Below are 20174 nucleotides of genomic sequence, written 5' to 3' on the forward strand. Positions count from 1 at the left end.
CAAAAGCAAACTTTCGTTTGCCTATCGGAACAACCTTTTTTAATGATCTAATATAAGATTTATTATTTCGAGCTTCTCGCGTCTACCTTCGAGCGAAGCACACGGTTCAAGAAGTTAATAACCGGGCGGCGGGACTTGTCTACGATACCGATAAGTTCCGCGCCGATCTGCAGGCTGAAGATCACCAGGCAGATGACGATGAAAGTAATCCAGTTTGCAGCGGTTGATTGAACGACCGTGGATTGCAGGATTGCAAAGCCGCCGAACACTGCTGCCACTCCCCAGATAATCAGCACCGTACGACGGTGGCTGAAGCCAAGCTCTTGCAAGCAATGATGCAAATGTCCTTTGTCCGGTGCAAAGATCGGACGCTTGTTCACCAAACGGCGGATGATTGCGAAGAAGGTATCCGACAGCGGCACACCAATGATAAGCAGCGGTGTTACGAACGATACGATCGTAATCTGCTTAAAGCTAGTCATCGAGAGCATCGCCAGGCAGAAGCCTAAGAACAAGGAGCCGGAATCACCCATAAAGATTTTGGCTGGATGGAAGTTGAAGTACAAGAATCCAACAATACCGCCAAGCAGCAGAACGCTGAGCAGGATAATCGGTACATTGCCCATGATGATCGCCATCACAAGAATGGTACCAATCGCGATAGCGGATACGCCGCCTGCCAGTCCGTCCAGACCATCGATCAGGTTAATTGCATTCGTAACACCAACGATCCAGAAAATCGTAAGCGGTATGGATACCCAAGCTTCAATCGGCTGCATTGTTGCACCAAACGGTACATTCAGCAGGTCGATCTTGATCCCGAAGCCGAATACGACAACGCAAGCTGCTGCGATCTGGGCAACCAGCTTCACTTTCGCTGACAGCTCGAAGCGATCATCGAAAGCGCCGATCAGAATAATAATAGTACCGCCAACCAGTACAGCGCGGATCAGGTTGGTTCCCTCATGGTTCAGCAATCCATCTGGAATGAATGGCATGAGGATCAGGAATCCAATTGCAAAAGCAAGATAAATTCCGAGACCGCCCATCCGTGGCATAATCCGTGTATGCACTTTGCGATGGTTCGGTTTATCGATCGCTCCGACCTTGAAAGCGAATTTTTTAACAAGCGGTGTCATAACCAAAGCTATTATTAGAGATATGATAAATCCTAATGTGTAAAGTAAGCCTGCTGGCATATTGTGCAGCTCCCCTTTTTCTATCTACCGAAGTGAATTATACTCCGACAGTAGAAGAAACTCCAAATCCCGTTTTCACGTATTTTCAACGGTTTTGGGAGGTTATTACGTAGTAGAGCGTGGTTTCTTGACGTTTTCTTTATCACGAACCACTTTCACGACGAATTTCGGCAAAACCAACATTCTTGGCAGCCGTTTCGGCTCCTGTAATAACCGGTAAAACCACTCCAAACGCAGCTTCTGGAACAACATTGGCGCTCTCTTCAACTTGCCAGCAACAATATCGAAGCTTCCTCCAACTCCCATAATAAAGGGTACGCCGAGCTGCTTCTTATATTTAGCAATCCAAGGCTCCTGTGTCTCCGCGCCCCTTGCCACGAACAGTAAATCAGGTGCTGCTTGCCGAATTTCTTCGATTACTTCAGCGTCTTGATCAGCGCCAAAATATCCATCGCGGTAGCCTACGATGCGAACCTGCGGATATTGCAGCTGTAATTTCTCTGCCGCCGCTTCAATCACTTCCTGCGACGTACCAAGCAAATAAGCTGTCCATTTCCGTTTTTCGCCCTCTTGCATAAGACGATGCAACAGGTCAAAGCCCGTTACGCGTTCTGTCACCGGCGTACCAACATAATTGGCCGCCCATACGACTCCCGCACCGTCCGGTACGATAAGCTCGGCTTTTCTCATCATCTTGTAATAATCTTGGCTCTCTACCGCCGACATTATCATAATTGGATTAGCCGTAATGACATGCGTCTGGCGCTTATGCTCAATTGCTTCTGTTAGGTAGTTGACCGTTTCGTCCATGCTCATCTTGGAGAATGGAATTCCGTAAATCGGCACCGTTGGAACTTGTTTCGACAAGTGAAAATCACCTCGATATGGTTTGACGCAATAACTGCGCAATTTGTTGCGCTGGCTGCTGCGATTGTTGTCTTAATCGTTCGATCGCTTCACGATGCTTCTTTTTCCAAGCCTCCGGATTATCAAGCAATACTTCCGCGCTGTCCGCGAATGCAGCCGGATCGAGCTCCTCGGTTGTGCCAATTGCATCGAGCCCAAGCCGGTGAAGAAATTGATCGATCTTCGGATCGTACGATAAGCCAAGCATCGGGACCATCTGGTTCGCCGCATAGATCAGCGCGTGCAGGCGCATGCCGAACAACGCGTCACAGCGGCTTACCTCCAGCAGCATTTGCTGGGGGTCATCGCCTGGAGCAGCCAGCTCGGCTGTGCTTCCGCCAGCCAGTCTGCCAGCGAGCCGTTCCATCACCAGCTTCGATGTTTCCGCATCGTCTGGCGTATGGAACGGAAGGAACCGCAGCCGCACAGGGCGGCGGCTGGCAAGCTCGGCCAGCGCGTCTGCCGCGCGGCCAAGATCGGCCCCGTCCTTGCGCCAATGCCGCAAGGACACGCCTACCACGGGCAAAGCCGCCGCATCACCGGCGGCTTCCGCCCGCTCCACTGCTGCCGAGCCAGCCGGCAGCGGCAACCCCATCACCGGATCGGGTACTACCTCGATCCGGCTGTGCGGTACACCAATCCGCTTGAGCAGCTCAGCGGATTCGGCGTCCCGCACGGACACATACGCGCTCTTCCGCATCACACCGCGGATGAGCGGATCCATCCAGCGGCGGTGCACTGGGCCGATCCCTTGCGAATAAATAAACGTCGGCTTGCCAAGCAGCTGGGCAAGCTTGATGACTCCCGTGTAATAGGGGATCGTCTTCGCGCTTGTTGCGTCCTGCAGCAGGCTTCCGCCGCCGCTGATCAGCCCATCACTTGTACGGAGCGCGTTCCACACGTCCTTTGGATGCATCCTCCGGACCGCTTCTACGCCGTACATCTGGCTTGTCCAAGCAGGGTCAGCCGACAATACAACCGGCTGAATAGTAACACCAGCAGCCTCGCCTTGCTCAGCTAATGCGAGCAAGATCGAACGAAGCACCGCTTCATCGCCGCTGTTGCGAAATCCGTAATAACCGGAGATCACTATTCGGCGATTTTTTTTATCAGTCCCGGTGACCATTTCCGCCATACCCCTTCCAGTACCAGCCACACTCCAATCAAAATGATGCCGATAATCGCGCCAAGGCCAAGACCAAGGAATACGCGGATAATCGAAATGTAGAGCGGCGTATGAATATGGGCGAATGTATCGACCATCGACAGCTGCCCAATTGATCCAACTATAATGAGTACCCACGCTGCACGATATCGAAGCGCGAGAAATAATCCAAGTAATAACAGCGGATGCGACAGCATAAATTCCTTGCTCCGCGGACGAACACCAAACGTTTGCTCCAGCCAATTTCGGAATGTCAGCTCCAGGGAAGAAGCTGATCCCTCATTGCCTGTACGAGATAGATAGTACATGCCTACTACCGCGATAACCACAAGCGCCACAACCATTAGAACCGTAATCGGCATATTAGCCACTTTACGCAATCTGCGAACCGGCGTGTTGCCCGTGTACAGCAAGACATAAATAGCTGTCAGGCCAATTGGCGCCAAATGCAGCATGCTGACACCACGGAATTGCTGCAGCACCATGCTGTACGTAATATTGTTGAGCAGACCGAACACAAACGGTACGGCCATCAGCGAGATAAGCGCTGTAACAATAAACCAAGTAATAGCAAGACCAAAGCGGCGTCCCACCGTCAGACCTTCGAATACCCATTTGCCTTCACCTGGAGCAGAAGCTCGTCCATTCCAGTCGGATCCGCCAACCGTTCGGCGGCTGCCATCCGTTCGTGAGTACACGCGGTTCATTACCCAGACAAGGGCTAGAGTTGGTGCACTAATTGCAGCACCAAGCGCCAGCGCCTGCTCGGCTAGGGCACCATTAAGCTGGAACAGCCCCGCTCCGCCGATCAATCCGATAAGGAATACCGGAATCAGCGTGCTTGGGATAAATACATTGATAAGCAAAGCAATCAGAGCAACCGCACCTGCAGCTACAACCATCTTCAGCGGCTTCGCGTAAGAAGGATGCTTCACATCAAACGGCTGTGCCAAATTTGGCGCAAAGCCGGCATCAGTCAGTCTTTGCACGGCGCCGTCTTTCCCCTTCATCGTCAGGTACAAGTTGTCGAGGCCGCTGACAACAGCGGATTTCTCCTGGCTTGTCTGCACGCTGGCATTCAGGAAGAACATCCGAATATTACGGTCCTTCGCTGCAAGCAGGAAGCGGTCAGTCAGCACCTCTGGCGATTTAGCAATCGCATCATCAGCCGACAAAGAATAGAGGCGTACAATATTATAGTTTGTAATAAATGCTAATTTATTTATGCCAAGCTGAGGTTTTTTCAAATTCTCAATGGTTGCGATCCCCATACCGTATTTATTCAGAAGCTCCGCGAATGAATTCAAGCTTCTGAGCTCAAATTGATCTTTGTAACCCTTCACTTGTCCACCATCGAACAATACGCGGGTAACGCCAACCTCCTTCAGGCGGGCAAGCTGCGCATCTACCGAAGCCTCATCATAAGGCAGTGCACGGTCAGAGAAGCGTGCTAAAATATGAAACCCTTTGTCATGCAAGGCTTTCAGCGTCATCGGATCAAAATCCATTGGCTGCAGCAGCACTTCCTGCAGAGGCATTTCAACAACCAGACCGTTGCGGCCATCGAAGGACCATGGACGATATACCGCACCTGCACGATCCAGTGCCTGGCGGACAATTGGTCCGATCTGCTCTTCCTCTTGCGTACCACTGAAGAGAATGTAGGTAAAGTTCTGTCCCACAGGCTCCAGCTTGCTTTGAAGAAGCGCTACATCCTTCGAATTGTAATATTTCAGACGACCGGACGCGGAGAGCTCTTTGAGCGAGCTCTCATACAGCGACATCGTCGTAATGCCAACATCCTTCATTTTGTCCAGCTGCTCATCAATAAACTGCGCCGGACGGGCTTGATATTCCGAAATGTCAACCAAGTCACGATAGTCAAAAATATACTCTACCGACTTGGAGGACGCTTCCATGTCCATTCGATTCATACCAAGCGGCAGTGCGGCGATTACACCAATAATTGCAATAATCCACACTAAGAGCTTTGCTTTGCGGTTCCATTGCTGCCAACGTTGAAGCACAATAATCCTCCGTTCAACTCTTTTGCGATTTTACTCCCGACTTACGCTTTGCTGTCAACCCGCTCCATAACTGCTCCACGCAGCTTGTTCAGGGAATCAGCGGCATCTTCTGTTGATTGTCCGCGAACAGCGAAATACACTTTAATCTTTGGTTCTGTGCCTGATGGGCGAAGACAGAACCATGATCCGTCAGCGAGCATATATTTCAATACATTTTCAGGACGAAGACCATCAAGGCCGCCAAGGTAGTCAAGAACACGCTCTACCTTCACACCGTTGAATTGTACAGGCGGGTTATCGCGCCAGTCGTTCATAATGCCAGCAATCTGCTGTACGCCGTCGAGGCCTTTCAGCGTACGAGACTCGAGCCCTTCCAAGTAGAAGCCATGCTTCGCATATAGCTCAAGCAATACATCGTACAACGTTTTTCCTTGACTGCTATAGTATGCCGCTGCTTCACAAATCAATAACGATGCGACTACCGCATCTTTGTCACGTGCGTAATCACCGGTCAAGTAGCCGTAGCTCTCTTCATAACCAAACAGGAAGGTATGCTCGCCTGTTTGCTCATAAGCCGTCATTTTCTCACCAATATATTTGAAGCCTGTCAACGTATTCTCAACGGCTACGCCGTAAGAACGAGCGATATCGGCACCCATCTCGCTGGTAACGATCGTCTTGATCACGATTCCGTTAGCCGGCAGCTGGCCGCGCTCTTTCAATTGACTAAGCACGTATTCGATCATCAGGGCACCCGATTGGTTGCCTGTCAGTACGACATATTCGCCATTGTTGTTTTTCACAACCGCACCCATACGGTCTGCGTCAGGATCTGTACCCATAATAATGTCGGCATCAATCTCTTGCGCAAGCTTAATTGCAAGGGTGAAAGCTTCCCGTTCTTCCGGGTTAGGCGATTTGACCGTGCTGAAATAACCGTCAGGCGCCTCCTGCTCGGAAACTATATGAACATTGCTGAAGCCTGCTTTGCGCAGCACTTCACGGACTGGCAAATTACCAGAGCCATGCAGCGGTGTAAAGACAACTTTAAACTTTTCTCCAAGCCCACCTTGCAGCAGTTCCTTATTCAGGCTTTGTGCAACTACCGTATCTGTGTATTGCTCATCTGCCTCTGCTCCAAGCCATACAAGAAGGCCCTTCGCTTCTGCATCTTCACGGCTCATTCTCTTAATTTGATCGAAACCAGTCACTTCGCTAATCGAAGCAATAACCTGCTCAGCATCCTCTGGAATCAGCTGACAGCCATCCGAGCCATAAGCCTTATAGCCGTTGTACTCCGGCGGGTTATGACTTGCTGTAATCACGATACCTGTAGCGCAGCCAAGCGAACGTACAGCATAGGACAGCTGTGGTGTTGGTCTGAGCGACGAGAATAGGTAAGTCTTCACCCCATTGGCTGCAAGTACAAGCGCGGAATCAAGAGCAAACTCAGGGGAGTTATTCCGAGAGTCATGAGCAATAACAGCTGATGACTGACCTTCCGTACGAGTGAGCAGCCAGTTCGCGAGCCCTTGTGTTGCTTTACCAACGGTATATGCATTAAGACGGTTTGTACCTGCACCCATAACACCACGGAGACCACCTGTCCCAAATTCAAGATCGCGATAGAAGCGGTCCGTAATTTCTTTCTCTTGTCCAACAATACCGCGAAGTTCTTCCTTCGTAGCCTCATCAATCAGTTGATCATTGAGCCATGCTTGGTAACGTTCAATTGCCTTTTCATTTTGATTCAAGTAGCTTCACTCCTTTTTATTAAATTAAAGCAAGTATAAGGTTTCTCTATACAGTGCTTAATTTCACCGCGAAACGTATGCTGCTCCTCCTAAGGACGGCGCAGCCGTTTACGCTTAGGTGTTTCTCTATTCTTACATTAGATAATTAAGGCAGTATTAAGATCGCTCGGACAACGCAAACATAAGCTCGCCTTCTGCAACGACTTTGCCATCCACTGTAGCTGTTGCTTTCCCTTTGCCGATTGGCCCTTTCAGACGTGTAATTTCCACTTCAAGCGTGAGTGTGTCGCCAGGCTTCACTTGACCACGGAAACGGAACCCGTCAATCCCTGCAAAAAATCCAAGCTTGCCGCGGTTAGCCTCAACCATTAGCATGGCAACGGAGCCAACTTGCGCGAGCGCCTCAACAATAAGCACACCCGGCATAACCGGATACCCTGGAAAATGTCCAACAAAATAGGGTTCGTTCATCGTTACGTTTTTGATGCCCACTGCGCGGACGCCTGGCTCAACCTCCGTAATGCGGTCAACGAGCAGAAATGGCGGGCGATGTGGAATAATTTCTTGAATTTGATTAATATCTAGCATGTTTATTATCTCCTTTCGATGGTTAGCAGGTATAAAAAAGCTTCACTTTACTGAAACTAATATTATCCTTCAGCAAACTGCAGGTTGTGAAGGTTAAGATAAGGGGGCTTGACTGCGGATTACGATAAATCCGCAGGCCAAGCCTCTTTGTGTGCCTACTGTCCCGGTCCGATCGTCTTGTTCTGTCCAGGGCCTGACTTGTTCAGTGCCTGGAACAGGATGATGTACACAATTGCTGTAAGGAACGAAAAGGCAATTACAGCCCACAAATAATTCGCAGCAAACGGTGCTTCAAGAAACACAAACATGATACCTACGTAAAACAGCACAGTTGTCAGCTTGCCCATCCAATTCGCCGGCACGGTCTTTTTTCCTTTAAAGTGAAAAATCATGCCTCCGGCTATCAATCCCAAATCGCGCAAAAAGATCGCTGCCGCTGCGACCCATGAGATATGGCCCGCCAGAAGAAGCGATAATATAACGGTAATGAACATCAGCTTATCCGCAAGCGGATCAAGCATCTGGCCAACCGTCGTCACTTGCCCGGTGCGCCGGGCAATATACCCGTCGAGTATATCTGTGAGGCCTGCTGTCACGACTACCAAAAAAGCATAAATCATATGTCCCTGCGCGAATATCGAGACGTAGACAGGTATCATCGCAAAACGCAGCGAGGTTAAAAAATTCGGCAGATTCAAACGCGCACGCCCCTCTACCTTTATCCATTTCTTCTACACAAGGTTCCCAATCATTATACAACTACCATATGAAAATGAAAACAGCACCCGTTACATGGCAAAAGGGCTGCCCCAATAGTCACTATACCGTGATGACTTGGAGACAGCCCTTCATTATTTGTTCTACGTATCAGAGAATACAAGATCGTACATGTGCTGCCAGGTCGACCAATGGAACACTTCACTGCCTGGCTGCTTGCCTACAACAACATATCCGACATATAAGCCGGTGATGAGCATGATGACCATAATGACCGGTACAATACTCTTGCGCAGGATCCACAATGTAATTCGCGTACCCTTGGAACGCTGCTGCTTCTCGGAATTGTCGCTGCTGGTCTTGCTATTTTCCTCCGCAAGCGGTTTTTCCTGACTTTTTGGCGCGCTCCGCGATAGAACCGCCCGTTCATCCGACATACTCTCACCCTATCTATTTGCGCAGGCTGTTGGCTAACCCCATCATTGTATCACTGGACGTTAATGCTCTTGCTGCCAGCTGGTAAGCACGCTGCACATTAATCAGATCCGTCATTTCATCGCCCAGGTTTACATTTGACTGCTCCAAGGCGCCTTGACGAAGCGCAATGCCATTGACGCCGTTTGGCGTAACGTTCTGCAGGACATCTGCTACATTAATGCCGTCGGCAATCTCATATAAATTATCCGCCACAAGTGTTAGTCCAGAAGGACGAGTCGCTTGAACCAGCTTAATCGAGCCAAGTTCAATGGTGCTGCCGTCTTTCGCTACGCCTTGCGCGGTACCGTCAGGATTAACCCGAAGCTTGTAACCATTCGGCAATACAAGCGGACCTTCACCTGCTGCGGTGCTCGCCGTTACCGGATAGCCTTCCGCTGTTGCCAAAATCGTATCACCGTTTGCATCTACCGTCAACTGCAGCGCACCGCTGCGCGTATAGGCACGGTCGCCATTGGCGTTAACCGTTACTTCTAATAAGGCATCGCCTTCGATTGCAAGATCCGTATCCTTGTCTGTCGTCTTAATCGTCCCTTGCTGCAGATTCGGTTGAATCATTGACAGCCTTGAGCCCCAGCCCTGGTTGAAATTAAGTGAAGTCAGTCTTCCCGGCTGATTGAACGCTTCGGGCTGCTTACTCGTGTTATTCAGCAAATCCTCGAAAGTAGCCTCTTTACGTTTATAGCCTACCGTATTCACATTCGCAATATTATCAGCCAGCATGTCCAATTTTTGCTGAAGAGCGTTCATCGATACACTGGCATTAATCATCGAACTGTTCATAGTGTGCGCCTCCTGCTTTTATACACGGCCTACTTGGTTAACGGCTTTGTCCAAGCTTTCATCGTAGAACTGAATAACCTTCTGATTCGCTTCATAAGCACGCAGCGCAGCCATCAAATCTACCGATGATTGTGCGGCGTCAACATTCGAACGCTCGACATAACCTTGGCGCACCTCTACACGATCACCTGCTACTACTTGCTGGGCACCCGTTGCGTCACCATTCAGGCGGAATTTACCGTCTCCTTCGCGAGCCAGTTCATTCGGATTATCGATTCGAGTAAGCATCAGCTGTTTGCCTGTATCTGCACCTGTGTTCGCATCAACAAAACGTTGATCAGCCGTCAGCGTTAAACCATCAAGGCTCACACCTGCCGGGAATTGAATCGGATTACCATCTGTACCAAGCACATTCGAGCCATCCCCCGACACTAGGAAACCGTCTGATGTCAATGTGAATGAACCACCCCGTGTATAACGGACTTCACCGTCTGCATCCTGCAAAGTGAAAAACGCCTGCGGCTGGAAGGTTACCACTCCATCTGGCGATACGGATTTGCCGGAGGCATCAAAGGCCATCCCCGGCACTTCAATATTCGATACAAGAGCAAAGTCCGATGATTTGCCTGTCTGCATCAAGTCGCCCTGCAGATGGATCGCAAGGCTTTCTTCGGCGAATACACCGGTGCTGATCTTCCCGATCTCTTTCTGCTGCTTTTCATCTACACCGGTCAGGGACAACAGCATTTCCGGAAATGAACGGGTGACCGCATAAGTCTGTTTATAACCCGGAGTATTAATATTAGTAATATTATTCGTTATCGTATCATGTCTGCGCTGCTGTGCTGTTAAGCCCGCTGCAGCCGTATAAAGACCTCTTAACATGTGGCGCCTCCTCGGCTGGTACGCTTACGAAGCCGTTTCATTAATTTCTTCTTATTATAATATCGGCAACGTCAGCAACCACCGTTATAGATACCTCCTGCGACCTTCGACCCAATTTATGCCTCGGCACGCTCCCCACAGCGTCCTACCCGCATGAAAACCCCTATCGAAGCCTTCCGAAGATGAAGTGCCTCGGTTAGAGGTAGGTTTTATCGCTAACCCCGGCTTTTTTTGCCGAGCTTGTCCAAGTTATCAAGCAAAATGCCTGTTCCCTTAACTACACAGTGCATCGGATCTTCTGCAATAAGAACAGGTACTTTCAGCTCATCAGCAAGAAGAGCATCCAGTCCATCAAGCAGTGCGCCTCCGCCAGTCAGAATAACACCCCGATCGATAATATCAGATGATAATTCAGGCGGTGTGCGCTCGAGCACCATCTTAGCAGCTGCAACAATGGACATCACCGGATCCCAGAGCGCTTCACGCACTTCCTCGGAACGGATCGTAAGCGTAAGCGGCAGGCCCGACACCATATCACGGCCGCGAATATCAATCTCTTCATGCCGTCCTTCCGCATATACGGTACCGATCTTGATCTTAATCTCTTCGCTTGTCCGCTCGCCAATCAAAAGGCGGTACTTATCCTTGATATATTTCATAATCGCCGCATCGAACTTGTCCCCCGCGACTTTAATCGAAGAAGAGGTCACGACATCGCCCATAGACAGCACGGCAACGTCTGTCGTACCCCCGCCGATATCCACAACCATGTTACCGCTAGGCTGGAATATATCCATTCCAGCCCCAATAGCGGCAGCCTTCGGCTCATCTTCCAGAAATACTTCCTTCGCACCGCTCCGTTCAGCCGCCTCGCGAATCGCCTTCTGCTCTACTGACGTAATATTCGTAGGAGCACAGATCAGAATGCGTGGACGGCTGAACCATTTACGGCCTTCAACACGGTCAATAAAAGCTTTAAGCATAATTTCTGTAATCTCGAAATCAGCAATAACACCATCGCGAAGCGGACGGATAGCAATGATATTGCCAGGCGTACGCCCGACCATACGATGCGCTTCTTCGCCTACAGCTAGCACTCGTTTCGAATCGCTTTCAATTGCGACTACTGAAGGCTCGTCAAGAACGACGCCCTTCCCTTTTACATGAATGGATACATTGGCTGTACCCAGATCGATACCGATATCCTTGCTTAACATACGGCTTTAGTCCTCCAACGAATAATATAATCATCCCGTCCACAAATAGTTCCCATGACATAGGACATCCTGATGTACATTATTCGCCAAAAACCACAAAATTCCTCTTGATTATGTGCAGAATTCCTCGAAAATTGTTTATGATTTGCCTGCTGCGAGTACCTCGCGCTTCTTCGTACTCGTCTTCTTATATTTGATTTTGGTCGCTTCTCCTCCCCTCAGGTGCCGGATCGATTTGTGGTACTCGAGAATGTGCTTTACCTGGTCCGCCAGGTCGGGGTTAATTTCCGGCAATCGTTCGGTCAAATCCTTGTGAACCGTACTCTTGGAAACGCCGAACTCTTTAGCGATCGTACGCACCGTATGCTTTGTCTCCACGATGCAGCGACCTATTTTAATGGTTCGTTCTTTGATGTAATCATGCACGTTCCCGCCTCCCTACTCGAGATAGTTTGGTACAGTATATGAGGGGGCTGGGTATATATTCTTTATGGTCAAGCCTCACTTACGTGTTTGGCCTAAAAATTTCATAAAAAACTGAAACAGGCAGGGGTTTTATCCCCTGCCTGTGCGACTTTCGTCCTATTTTTCTTCAGTAAGCGATTGGCCTACGATAGAAGCCGGGTTAACCGACTTGCCGTCTTCTTTCACACTGAAGTGGAGGTGGACGCCAAGATCACGCTCGAGGTCGTTACGGCCTGCTACTGCGATTTTGGTTCCTTGCTTCACTTCGTCGCCTACAGCTACTTGGATGTCGCTAAGGCTTTGGTATACGGTCACAAGACCGTTGCCATGGCTGATCTCAACAACGTTACCGTTAGTTGGATGTTTCTCAACACGTGTTACTTGACCGGAAAGGGCAGCCAATACATCAAATGGCTGGTCGCTTGGGTCTGCAAAGTCTACACCAAGATGTGGTGCGAGTGTGTTCTCGCCGATTTGAATGACCGCTTGAGCTTTTTGCTCGCTTGTTGCATTCGCATCATAGTACGGAAGCACTTCATCCAGAATATCTTTGTTTGCTACCGGCCATTCCAGCTTCTCGCCTTTTCTTACTTCTTCAAGCGCTTGATCATCCGGCTTAACAGCTTCATTGCCTACAGCGGAATCTGTTTGCTCGGTTGTCGTAGCTGAAGTTTCTTTGGTGTCGTCCGAACCCTGATAGATCCACATTAAGGCTACGATGATTGCTGCCGCTGTCATAAACAGTGCTGGGGTTACCCATTTCCGCGACAACAGTCTTTTAAAGCCGTTGCTAGACTTGGCGGCAGATACTTCTCCTAGTACGTTTTTAGGAGAATCCTGCTTAGGTTTGTTTTGATTTTCATTCATTTGACATCACCTCACTAGCCATTGTTGCCAGAACCTCTAGCTTTATACGTGAGGGATTACTATTTTTTGAGAAAAACTCTATCGCTACCTATTTCAATGCAATCTTCGAAGCTTGTTCCACTTTCGTACCGGAATAATAGTAGGTTACAATCTGCTCAGCGCTCTTGCCTTCCTCCGCCATCCCGTTGGCTCCCCACTGGCTCATGCCTACCCCATGCCCATAACCAAAGGTAGTGATAGAGATGGAGTCACCATCCAGCTTCCACGAGAATTGAGAGGAGGCGAGCCCCAACTTCTCTCTTACTTCACGTCCGGTATATGTCTTACCGTCAATCAATATGTCGGCGATCCGATTGCCATCGGTCTTGTCTAGTATTCGGATGACCGGCTTCTTTTTACTGCTTAGACCCAGCTTTGCATAAAATTCAGAGAGCTTCAGCTTCACCGTCTCCTGATAGCGGGGAGAGATCGACTTGTCCCATGGACTTGCAACGCTGCGCAGATAGGGAAGCTGCTCCTGAAAATATTGTTCTGAGTTCTCGGTATAGCCGTTGCTGGTTGAGAAAAATACCGCCTGTATCGGTTCACCACTATAAGTGATGATCTCACCGCTTGTCTCGCTTACTGCTTTATTAAGCTTAGCCAGCTTTGCCTGACGCTCATCCTTTGGCCAGAGCTCATTAAGTTTATCTATTGGAATGTAGATTTGATGATCTATCGTATCGGTGACATCGGCCTGAGCCGCTGCTGCCGTTGCCGGCATGCCGCTATGGTCCTCCAGCTCGAGTCTCCTTACTATATAAGTCCGTGCAGCAATCGCTTGCGCTTTTAACGCCTCAAGCTCGAAATCAGCCGGCATTTCTCCTGCGACTACGCCCCTGACATAAGTTTCTAGCTTCACCCGTTCCGTACGTTGTTCCTTCGTTAAATAAACATTGATATACGGACTATTAGACTCTTTGCTGCCTGCTGCTGCCGGTTTCTCAGCTTGCGACGGCAAAGGCGCCTGCCCGAACCCATCGGCAGACGCCTCTTTAGTAGACGTAACGCCGCTGCTCTCCTCTTGGAATGGATAGGATTCGTTCCCCTGGGTTCCGACATTCCGATACGTCGAAGTGACCAGCATCACGGAAACACTCATTACGATTCCAATTCCGAAGGCTGTCCAGCAAGTGGTGGCTAACCATCCACTTCTTAGCCTTCCGGCTGCTCGATTCGGTCTGCCTATTAAGTACCTCATAGTTCTCCTTTCCATCTATAAGCTGCTAGAAGAGAGTGAACTCTCTTAAAGCTCGCCTTGATGAAATTATTCTATGAGGCCGTTTAATAGGATAGAACCGTAGTCTCCCAGTTAAAGCACGGCTTATATTCGATTGTTTTAGTCATGACGCAGAGCATCAACCGGCCGCAGGCTTGCCGCTTTATTAGCAGGCAGATAACCAAATACGACACCTACGAATGCAGAGAAACCAAAGGATAGCAGCATCGTATTCATAGGCACCTCTGTCGGCGTTTTCATCACCTCACCTATGATATAGGAGGCTATGTTGCCTATTATGATGCCAAGCATCCCACCGAGACCACTGATTACAACTGCTTCTACGAGGAACTGGAACAGAATATCTCTCTTCTTCGCTCCTAGTGATTTACGTATACCAATCTCACGGGTACGCTCCGTTACAGAGACCAGCATGATGTTCATAATCCCGATCCCGCCGACAACAAGTGAGATCGCTGCTACATAGATTAACTGCCTGTTCATCGTTTCATTCACGGAATTGAGCGTCTTCATCGCTTCTTCCTGATTCAATACCCGGTAGGCATTCTCGTTGCCGCGGAACTTCTCATAGAGCTTGGCTTCCACATTGGTAACGACCGAGCTCATTTGCTTCGTATCCGTTACCTTCATATTAATTGTCGTCACACCGCTCACCTGGAAGATTTTCTGCGCAGTAGAGATTGGGATCAGAATCTTCTCATCATTTGACCCCGTCAGCGAGTCACCTTTGGATTCCAGCAAACCTACTATCGTGAAAATATAGCCGTTTATCGTAATTTTGCGACCGACAGCATCCGATGGATCTACTCTCTCATCCTCAAACAAATCCTGTGCTGTCTGCGTACCAATGAGCGCTACCTTCGTCTTGTTGTTCATATCCGGGGCCGCGATATAGCGGCCATCCTGCACGCTGAAGTCCTTCACTTCCTCATACTCCGGCGTAATGCCCTCAACAGTAACGGATACTTGAGTCCGGCCGTACTTCGCATAACCGCTAGTACTCGTAATCGGAGCAACTCCGCTTACATTATCCAGCTCGCCAAGCTTCAGCGCTTCATCGACAGACAAGGAGGTAACCGTCCCCCGCCCCGTTATCGTAACGGACAACGAATCCGGGCTGCCAAGCGTCGACACTTGGCTGGCTACTTCATTAGATGACGCTTTGCCCATTGAGACCAGTGCTATAACGGTCGCAACTCCGATCAGAATGCCAAGCATCGAAAGGATGGTTCTAAGCTTGTTCGATAAGACGCTCTTGACCGCCATTATGAGGCCCTGCGTAATCTTCATGGCTGTCCCTCCTTTGCTGCTCCGTTAACACCCCATCTCGAATAATAACCGTACGTCTCGCACGCTGGGCAACTTCCATATCATGCGTAATCAAGACAATCGTCTGTCCCGCACGATTCAGCTCCTCCATCATATTGAGCACTTCCATTCCGGTCTTGGAATCAAGCGCACCTGTTGGTTCATCCGCAAGCAGCAGCGGCGGATTTGTCGCCAGTGCCCGCGCAATCGCTACACGTTGCTGCTGACCGCCAGACAGCTCATTCTGGCGATGACCAACTCTCTCACCTAGTCCGACACGTTCTAACGCATCCATCGCACGTGCACGCCGCTCTTTCGCCGACAGGCCGCGATAGATGAGCGGAAGCTCACAATTCTCAAGTGCAGTCAGCCTCGGAAGCAGATGATACCCTTGGAAAATAAAGCCGATTTTCTTATTGCGCATCTCCGTCAGCCTGTTATCGCTTTGCCCGCGAATCTCCTTGCCATCCAGCAGATAGCTGCCTTCGTTCGGCACGTCGAGACAGCCGATAATATTCATAAGCGTTGATTTGCCGGAGCCGGACGGACCAACGATGGCCAGAAAATCACCATGGTTGACCGTCAGCGAAACATTATGCAGGACGGTCATTTTCTCCCCGGCCATCTTATAAAACTTGACGATATCCTTCATTTCAATCAGCGCGGATTGCCCGGTCATCGTGTACCACCGCCGCCAGTTGCACGTGTAGTTGCTCCTGTTCTTACGTTACCGCCACCGGTGGCTCCGAAGCCGCCGCCTCCGAAGTTGCCGCCAAAGCCGCCGCCTCCGAAACCGCCGAATTGCTGCGTTTGCTGCTGCTGAGTTGCTGAACTGCCCATTCCCTGCGCACCTGTTGCTACTGGAATTAGGACCGAGTCTCCTTCTGCAAGACCCGATTTGATCTCTACATAGGTTTCGTTGCTGATACCAACGGTAACTTCTTTAAGCTGGCCGCCAAGCGTGATGCTTTCTCTCATTTGAGCTCCAGCTCCACCTCTGCCGCCTTGGCCGTTTTGTCCGCTAGATGCTCCGTTGCTGCCCTGAGCGTTACCGCCTGGTGCGCTTCCTGATGCTGCTCCTTGACCAGTTCCGCCCTTTGCTCCGCCTTGGCTTGTTCCACTTGGAGCTGTACCTGCAGCTCCGCCTCCGCCTGGTGTAGTTCCTCCTTGATTCGTGCTGTCTGCAGCTGCAATATTACGTCCGCCGCCTTGACCACCAGCAGCAGTGGTTGTTCCTCCACCAGCACTGCCTTGGAAACGTCCGCCGCCTCCGCCTTGCCAGCCGCCAGCTGCAGCCGTTTCATTGCCTGTTTTCCCTTGTGTTCCTTGTGTTCCTTGTGTTCCTTGTGTTCCTTGTGTTCCTTGATTACGTTGACCCGTTGTACCGCTTGCTGCGCCAGTTGTGCTGCCTGATCCCGGCACACGAACATACGACTTACCGCCGAATTCAACAACCGCATTTACTGGTACAAGAACCACACCAGTACTCGATTGTGTTGTAATATCCGCTTGACCGGACATTCCGACCATTACGCCGTCAATATCATTGAGCAGCAGGCTTACGCTGTATGACGCCGAGCCATTGGAAGAGGTGCCTTCCTTCGCAATATCGGATACAGTTGCTTCAATGGTTCGATCCGTAATCGCGCTAAGCGTAATTTGTGCGGTTTGCTTCAGCTTCACATTTGGAATATCGAGCTCGTCGATACTCGTAACAAATTCAAGATGCGTGTAATCTACAATCTCAGCAATCGTTGTATTCGATTGGACCTCGTCACCTACAGCCACATCACTTGTAGTCACTTCGCCATCAATAGAAGCAACCACTTGCTTCACTTCTTTAGCCTGATCCTCATAAATGCCTTGAAGCTGATCATTGTAGTCATCAATACTCGACTGCAGATCATCAATCTCATCTTTGATCGATTTCGTGGATTGCTCTTCATTCTCTGTGCCAATCGCATTTTTGTATTCCTCTTGCTTGTCTGCGATTTGTCCTTTTACTTTTTCGATATTTTTGTTGATCGACTCGATCTGATCATCATAATTAGCGTTATCCTCAAAGGTAGCAAGTACCTGCCCCTTCTTCACCTTATCGCCTTCCTTGAAGGATAAGGTTGCAATTGTACCACTTTTACCTGCTGTTACCGTTTCCCTTGAATTCGCTTCAACTGAGCCTGTACCGCTTATCGATGTCTTAATATCGCCTTTGATCGCTCTAGCCGTAACAGCAATAGGCGACTCCGCCGTCGCTTTGTCATCGCGCATGAAGTAGTAATAATACGCGCCCGCACCGGCGGCAGCAAGAATAATGATTATCCCAAGCCATAATGTCCACTTCTTCATAAGACTGTACTCCACCCTCCATCGGTCATATCTACCGAGGAATATATCATGGGAAAATGAACACAGCATGAACAAGCCTAAAGGCTTAGGAGAGAGGATGGATCCAACTCGCCCACATTAGTGAAAGTGAACACATGCACAAAAAAGCTGTTTCCTCTAATGAAGAAACAGCTTTTTATCAAATCCTTTAAGTTACGCCCAAGTAGGTTGAACTTTCAATACAGCAGCCTCACGTTTGAAGCTGCCAACTGGTTCAAGCTCTGCAGCAGGCGCTGCCGCAGCCACTACAACTGCAACCGGAGCTTCCGGTTCAACACGTCTAATATCCGCACCAAGAGCAGCAAGCTTGCCCGTGATATCCACATAACCACGGTCAACGTGGTAAATACCGGACACTTCTGTTTCGCCATCCGCACGAAGACCTGCACAGATCAGAGCAGCACCAGCACGAAGATCGGTGGCGCATACTTTAGCACCAACAAGAGGTACGCTGCCCGTTACGAATGCTGAACGGCCTTCGACTTTAATCTGAGCGTTCATCTTCTGGAACTCTTCAACATGCATGAAACGGTTCTCGAATACCGTCTCCGTCACAACCGAGGTTCCTTCTGATACAAGCAAGAGTGCCATCATTTGGGATTGCATATCAGTTGGGAAGCCCGGATGCGGCAATGTCTTCACATCCACCGATTTGAGCGCTTTAGCAGCTCGAACACGAATGCCGTTATCAGACTCCATTACCTCTACACCCATCTCTTGCAGCTTCGAAATAACTGGTGTCAAATGATCCCCAATCGCATTTTCCACGAATACGTCTCCGCCCGTGATCGCCGCAGCAATCATAAACGTGCCTGCTTCCACACGGTCAGGAATAACGTTATGCGTTACGCCATGCATACGGTCAACGCCTTCGATACGAATCTCGCCCGTACCTGCACCGCGCACCTTAGCACCCATAGCGTTTAAGTAGTTGGCCAAATCAACAATCTCCGGCTCTTTCGCAGCGTTCTCAATCGTTGTTGTACCTTCCGCCAAAGCGGCAGCCATCATAATATTTTCCGTTGCCCCGACGCTTGCAACATCCAGATATATCTTCGCACCTTTAAGACGCGTCTTTGTACTTGCCTCAATGAAGCCATGTCCAAGCGTAATTTCCGCCCCCATCGCCTCAAAGCCCTTCAAATGCTGATCAATTGGTCTTGTACCAATTGCACACCCGCCTGGAAGCGAAATACGGACCTTGCCAACTCTTGCGAGAAGTGGCCCCATAACCAGGAAAGATGCACGCATTTTACGGACAAATTCATAAGGAGCCTCAAAGGAGGAAATCATCCCCGCAGAAATCTGCATCGTTTCATTGTTGTAAGTCAATTTTGCGCCTAACGAAGCCAATACTTTCTGAATGGTCATTACATCGTCGAGGAGGGGAACGTCACAGATGACGCTGTCTCCTTCCGCCGCTAATAATGAGGCCGCCAAAATGGGAAGTACTGCATTTTTTGCACCGCTGACACGGACCGTTCCCGATAGACGCTGGCCTCCGCGGACGATAATTTTGGTCATCTTATAGTTCCCTCCGCGAACTGATTTTCTCCGAGCTTTAATTCCAATTTTTGTATAAGAAAATGACAAATTTCATGCTTTATCCAACCTTCATCTTATCATTTATTTACACAAATCGACAAGCGGTAAATTATTACCAGAAAGATCGTCATAAAGCACTACTTTAACCTCTAAACCCAAGCCGAAACACTGTCGAAAGGTGCACTTCCAGCAATGTTCCCAATTCGAAATTCGGGGCTTTGTATATAGTTATTCGTAGTCTCGTGTCATTTTCATACCGTCCTGTAGTATCCATTGTTGACTTTTTTGGATTATGTTATTCGACAAAATACCGCAAGAGCTTCGTCCAGTTCCAATAATCCAGAATAAATCCGGCAAAGCCATGTCCTATAACAACGGCAAGTATAACCTGAAACATCCTTGCCTTCGGACTACGCGGAAATTTGAAGAACATATCCAGCTTAATCTCCTGCAGGATAAACCAGACGAACACAATACTGAATAAATTAACTACAATTGAGAATAACGCTAACGTGCCGGTAGCATTCTGAGCGTCACTCACCATTTGATCGATACCCATCCTTCTTTTACTTTCCCTTCTACATAAATA

At 49.4% G+C, this 20174-nt stretch carries 19 protein-coding genes; all 19 read right to left on the reverse strand.

Translation table 11 applies throughout. The features are described 5' to 3' along the window. Positions 1-62 precede the first annotated feature (62 nt). Positions 63-1199 (reverse strand): glycosyltransferase family 4 protein, encoded by a 1137-nt coding sequence (locus AB4Y93_RS23505; RefSeq protein WP_441895598.1) that lies wholly within the window; start codon positions 1197-1199, stop codon positions 63-65. 105 nt (positions 1200-1304) lie between these two features. Further along, the gene (locus tag AB4Y93_RS23510) at positions 1305-2066 is read right to left on the reverse strand and encodes a WecB/TagA/CpsF family glycosyltransferase (protein WP_441895599.1); all 762 of its coding nucleotides are present in this window, start codon (positions 2064-2066) and stop codon (positions 1305-1307) included. A gap of 7 nt (positions 2067-2073) precedes the next feature. Beyond that, positions 2074-3231, reverse strand: a complete 1158-nt coding sequence (gene csaB, locus AB4Y93_RS23515) for a polysaccharide pyruvyl transferase CsaB (RefSeq protein WP_441895601.1) — start codon at positions 3229-3231, stop codon at positions 2074-2076. Continuing rightward, the gene (locus tag AB4Y93_RS23520) at positions 3195-5297 is read right to left on the reverse strand and encodes a DUF5693 family protein (RefSeq protein WP_441895602.1); all 2103 of its coding nucleotides are present in this window, start codon (positions 5295-5297) and stop codon (positions 3195-3197) included. The genes csaB and AB4Y93_RS23520 overlap by 37 nt, the downstream gene beginning before the upstream one ends. A 41-nt stretch (positions 5298-5338) precedes the next feature. Continuing rightward, positions 5339-7051: a phospho-sugar mutase gene (locus AB4Y93_RS23525; protein WP_441895603.1), complete on the reverse strand. Its 1713-nt coding sequence runs from the start codon at positions 7049-7051 to the stop codon at positions 5339-5341. A 156-nt stretch (positions 7052-7207) separates the two neighbouring features. Next, entirely contained in the window at positions 7208-7639 is a 432-nt protein-coding gene (gene fabZ / locus AB4Y93_RS23530; protein ID WP_441895606.1) for a 3-hydroxyacyl-ACP dehydratase FabZ, read from the reverse strand. Between the two features lie 155 nt (positions 7640-7794). Continuing rightward, positions 7795-8337: a CDP-alcohol phosphatidyltransferase family protein gene (locus tag AB4Y93_RS23535; protein WP_441895608.1), complete on the reverse strand. Its 543-nt coding sequence runs from the start codon at positions 8335-8337 to the stop codon at positions 7795-7797. A 162-nt stretch (positions 8338-8499) separates the two neighbouring features. Further along, positions 8500-8793, reverse strand: a complete 294-nt coding sequence (locus tag AB4Y93_RS23540; protein WP_441895610.1) for a DNA-directed RNA polymerase subunit beta — start codon at positions 8791-8793, stop codon at positions 8500-8502. Positions 8794-8806: 13 nt separating this feature from the next. Further along, on the reverse strand, positions 8807-9634 hold the full coding sequence (locus AB4Y93_RS23545) for a flagellar hook-basal body protein (protein ID WP_441895612.1): 828 nt from the start codon (positions 9632-9634) through the stop codon (positions 8807-8809). Positions 9635-9652: 18 nt separating this feature from the next. Beyond that, entirely contained in the window at positions 9653-10519 is an 867-nt protein-coding gene (locus AB4Y93_RS23550) for a flagellar hook-basal body protein (protein ID WP_441895613.1), read from the reverse strand. Positions 10520-10734: 215 nt separating this feature from the next. Beyond that, entirely contained in the window at positions 10735-11736 is a 1002-nt protein-coding gene (gene mreB, locus AB4Y93_RS23555) for a rod shape-determining protein MreB (protein ID WP_441895614.1), read from the reverse strand. 138 nt (positions 11737-11874) lie between these two features. Continuing rightward, a complete protein-coding gene (spoIIID, locus tag AB4Y93_RS23560) occupies positions 11875-12162 on the reverse strand; it encodes a sporulation transcriptional regulator SpoIIID (protein WP_042170162.1) in 288 nt (95 codons plus the stop codon). Positions 12163-12318: 156 nt separating this feature from the next. Beyond that, a complete protein-coding gene (locus AB4Y93_RS23565; RefSeq protein ID WP_441895615.1) occupies positions 12319-13068 on the reverse strand; it encodes a peptidoglycan DD-metalloendopeptidase family protein in 750 nt (249 codons plus the stop codon). Positions 13069-13156: 88 nt separating this feature from the next. Beyond that, positions 13157-14209, reverse strand: a complete 1053-nt coding sequence (spoIID, locus tag AB4Y93_RS23570; RefSeq protein ID WP_441895617.1) for a stage II sporulation protein D — start codon at positions 14207-14209, stop codon at positions 13157-13159. A gap of 237 nt (positions 14210-14446) precedes the next feature. Then, a complete protein-coding gene (locus AB4Y93_RS23575; RefSeq protein WP_441895619.1) occupies positions 14447-15637 on the reverse strand; it encodes an ABC transporter permease in 1191 nt (396 codons plus the stop codon). Next, a complete protein-coding gene (locus AB4Y93_RS23580; RefSeq protein ID WP_441895620.1) occupies positions 15579-16334 on the reverse strand; it encodes an ABC transporter ATP-binding protein in 756 nt (251 codons plus the stop codon). The genes AB4Y93_RS23575 and AB4Y93_RS23580 overlap by 59 nt, the downstream gene beginning before the upstream one ends. Then, a complete protein-coding gene (locus tag AB4Y93_RS23585; protein WP_441895622.1) occupies positions 16331-18001 on the reverse strand; it encodes an efflux RND transporter periplasmic adaptor subunit in 1671 nt (556 codons plus the stop codon). The genes AB4Y93_RS23580 and AB4Y93_RS23585 overlap by 4 nt, the downstream gene beginning before the upstream one ends. A gap of 192 nt (positions 18002-18193) precedes the next feature. Beyond that, entirely contained in the window at positions 18194-19564 is a 1371-nt protein-coding gene (gene murA / locus AB4Y93_RS23590) for a UDP-N-acetylglucosamine 1-carboxyvinyltransferase (protein WP_441895624.1), read from the reverse strand. Positions 19565-19880: 316 nt separating this feature from the next. Then, complete coding sequence (locus AB4Y93_RS23595; protein WP_441895626.1) at positions 19881-20144, reverse strand: DUF1146 family protein; 264 nt, start codon at positions 20142-20144, stop codon at positions 19881-19883. Positions 20145-20174: the final 30 nt, after the last annotated feature.

Source organism: Paenibacillus sp. YAF4_2 (genome assembly GCF_052113225.1).
In the GTDB taxonomy this organism is placed as follows: Bacteria; Bacillota; Bacilli; order Paenibacillales; family Paenibacillaceae; genus Pristimantibacillus.

What these genes read in the sequence shown, in the direction of transcription:
- AB4Y93_RS23505 (WP_441895598.1), bottom strand. Translation starts at nt 1,199, where the DNA reads ATGCCAGCAGGCTTACTTTACACATTAGGATTTATCATATCTCTAATA.
- csaB (WP_441895601.1), bottom strand. Translation starts at nt 3,231, where the DNA reads ATGGTCACCGGGACTGATAAAAAAAATCGCCGAATAGTGATCTCCGGT.
- fabZ (WP_441895606.1), bottom strand. Translation starts at nt 7,639, where the DNA reads ATGCTAGATATTAATCAAATTCAAGAAATTATTCCACATCGCCCGCCA.
- AB4Y93_RS23540 (WP_441895610.1), bottom strand. Translation starts at nt 8,793, where the DNA reads ATGTCGGATGAACGGGCGGTTCTATCGCGGAGCGCGCCAAAAAGTCAG.
- AB4Y93_RS23545 (WP_441895612.1), bottom strand. Translation starts at nt 9,634, where the DNA reads ATGAACAGTTCGATGATTAATGCCAGTGTATCGATGAACGCTCTTCAG.
- AB4Y93_RS23550 (WP_441895613.1), bottom strand. Translation starts at nt 10,519, where the DNA reads ATGTTAAGAGGTCTTTATACGGCTGCAGCGGGCTTAACAGCACAGCAG.
- mreB (WP_441895614.1), bottom strand. Translation starts at nt 11,736, where the DNA reads ATGTTAAGCAAGGATATCGGTATCGATCTGGGTACAGCCAATGTATCC.
- AB4Y93_RS23565 (WP_441895615.1), bottom strand. Translation starts at nt 13,068, where the DNA reads ATGAATGAAAATCAAAACAAACCTAAGCAGGATTCTCCTAAAAACGTA.
- spoIID (WP_441895617.1), bottom strand. Translation starts at nt 14,209, where the DNA reads ATGAGTGTTTCCGTGATGCTGGTCACTTCGACGTATCGGAATGTCGGA.
- AB4Y93_RS23575 (WP_441895619.1), bottom strand. Translation starts at nt 15,637, where the DNA reads ATGAAGATTACGCAGGGCCTCATAATGGCGGTCAAGAGCGTCTTATCG.
- AB4Y93_RS23580 (WP_441895620.1), bottom strand. Translation starts at nt 16,334, where the DNA reads ATGACCGGGCAATCCGCGCTGATTGAAATGAAGGATATCGTCAAGTTT.
- AB4Y93_RS23585 (WP_441895622.1), bottom strand. Translation starts at nt 18,001, where the DNA reads ATGAAGAAGTGGACATTATGGCTTGGGATAATCATTATTCTTGCTGCC.
- murA (WP_441895624.1), bottom strand. Translation starts at nt 19,564, where the DNA reads ATGACCAAAATTATCGTCCGCGGAGGCCAGCGTCTATCGGGAACGGTC.
- AB4Y93_RS23595 (WP_441895626.1), bottom strand. Translation starts at nt 20,144, where the DNA reads ATGGGTATCGATCAAATGGTGAGTGACGCTCAGAATGCTACCGGCACG.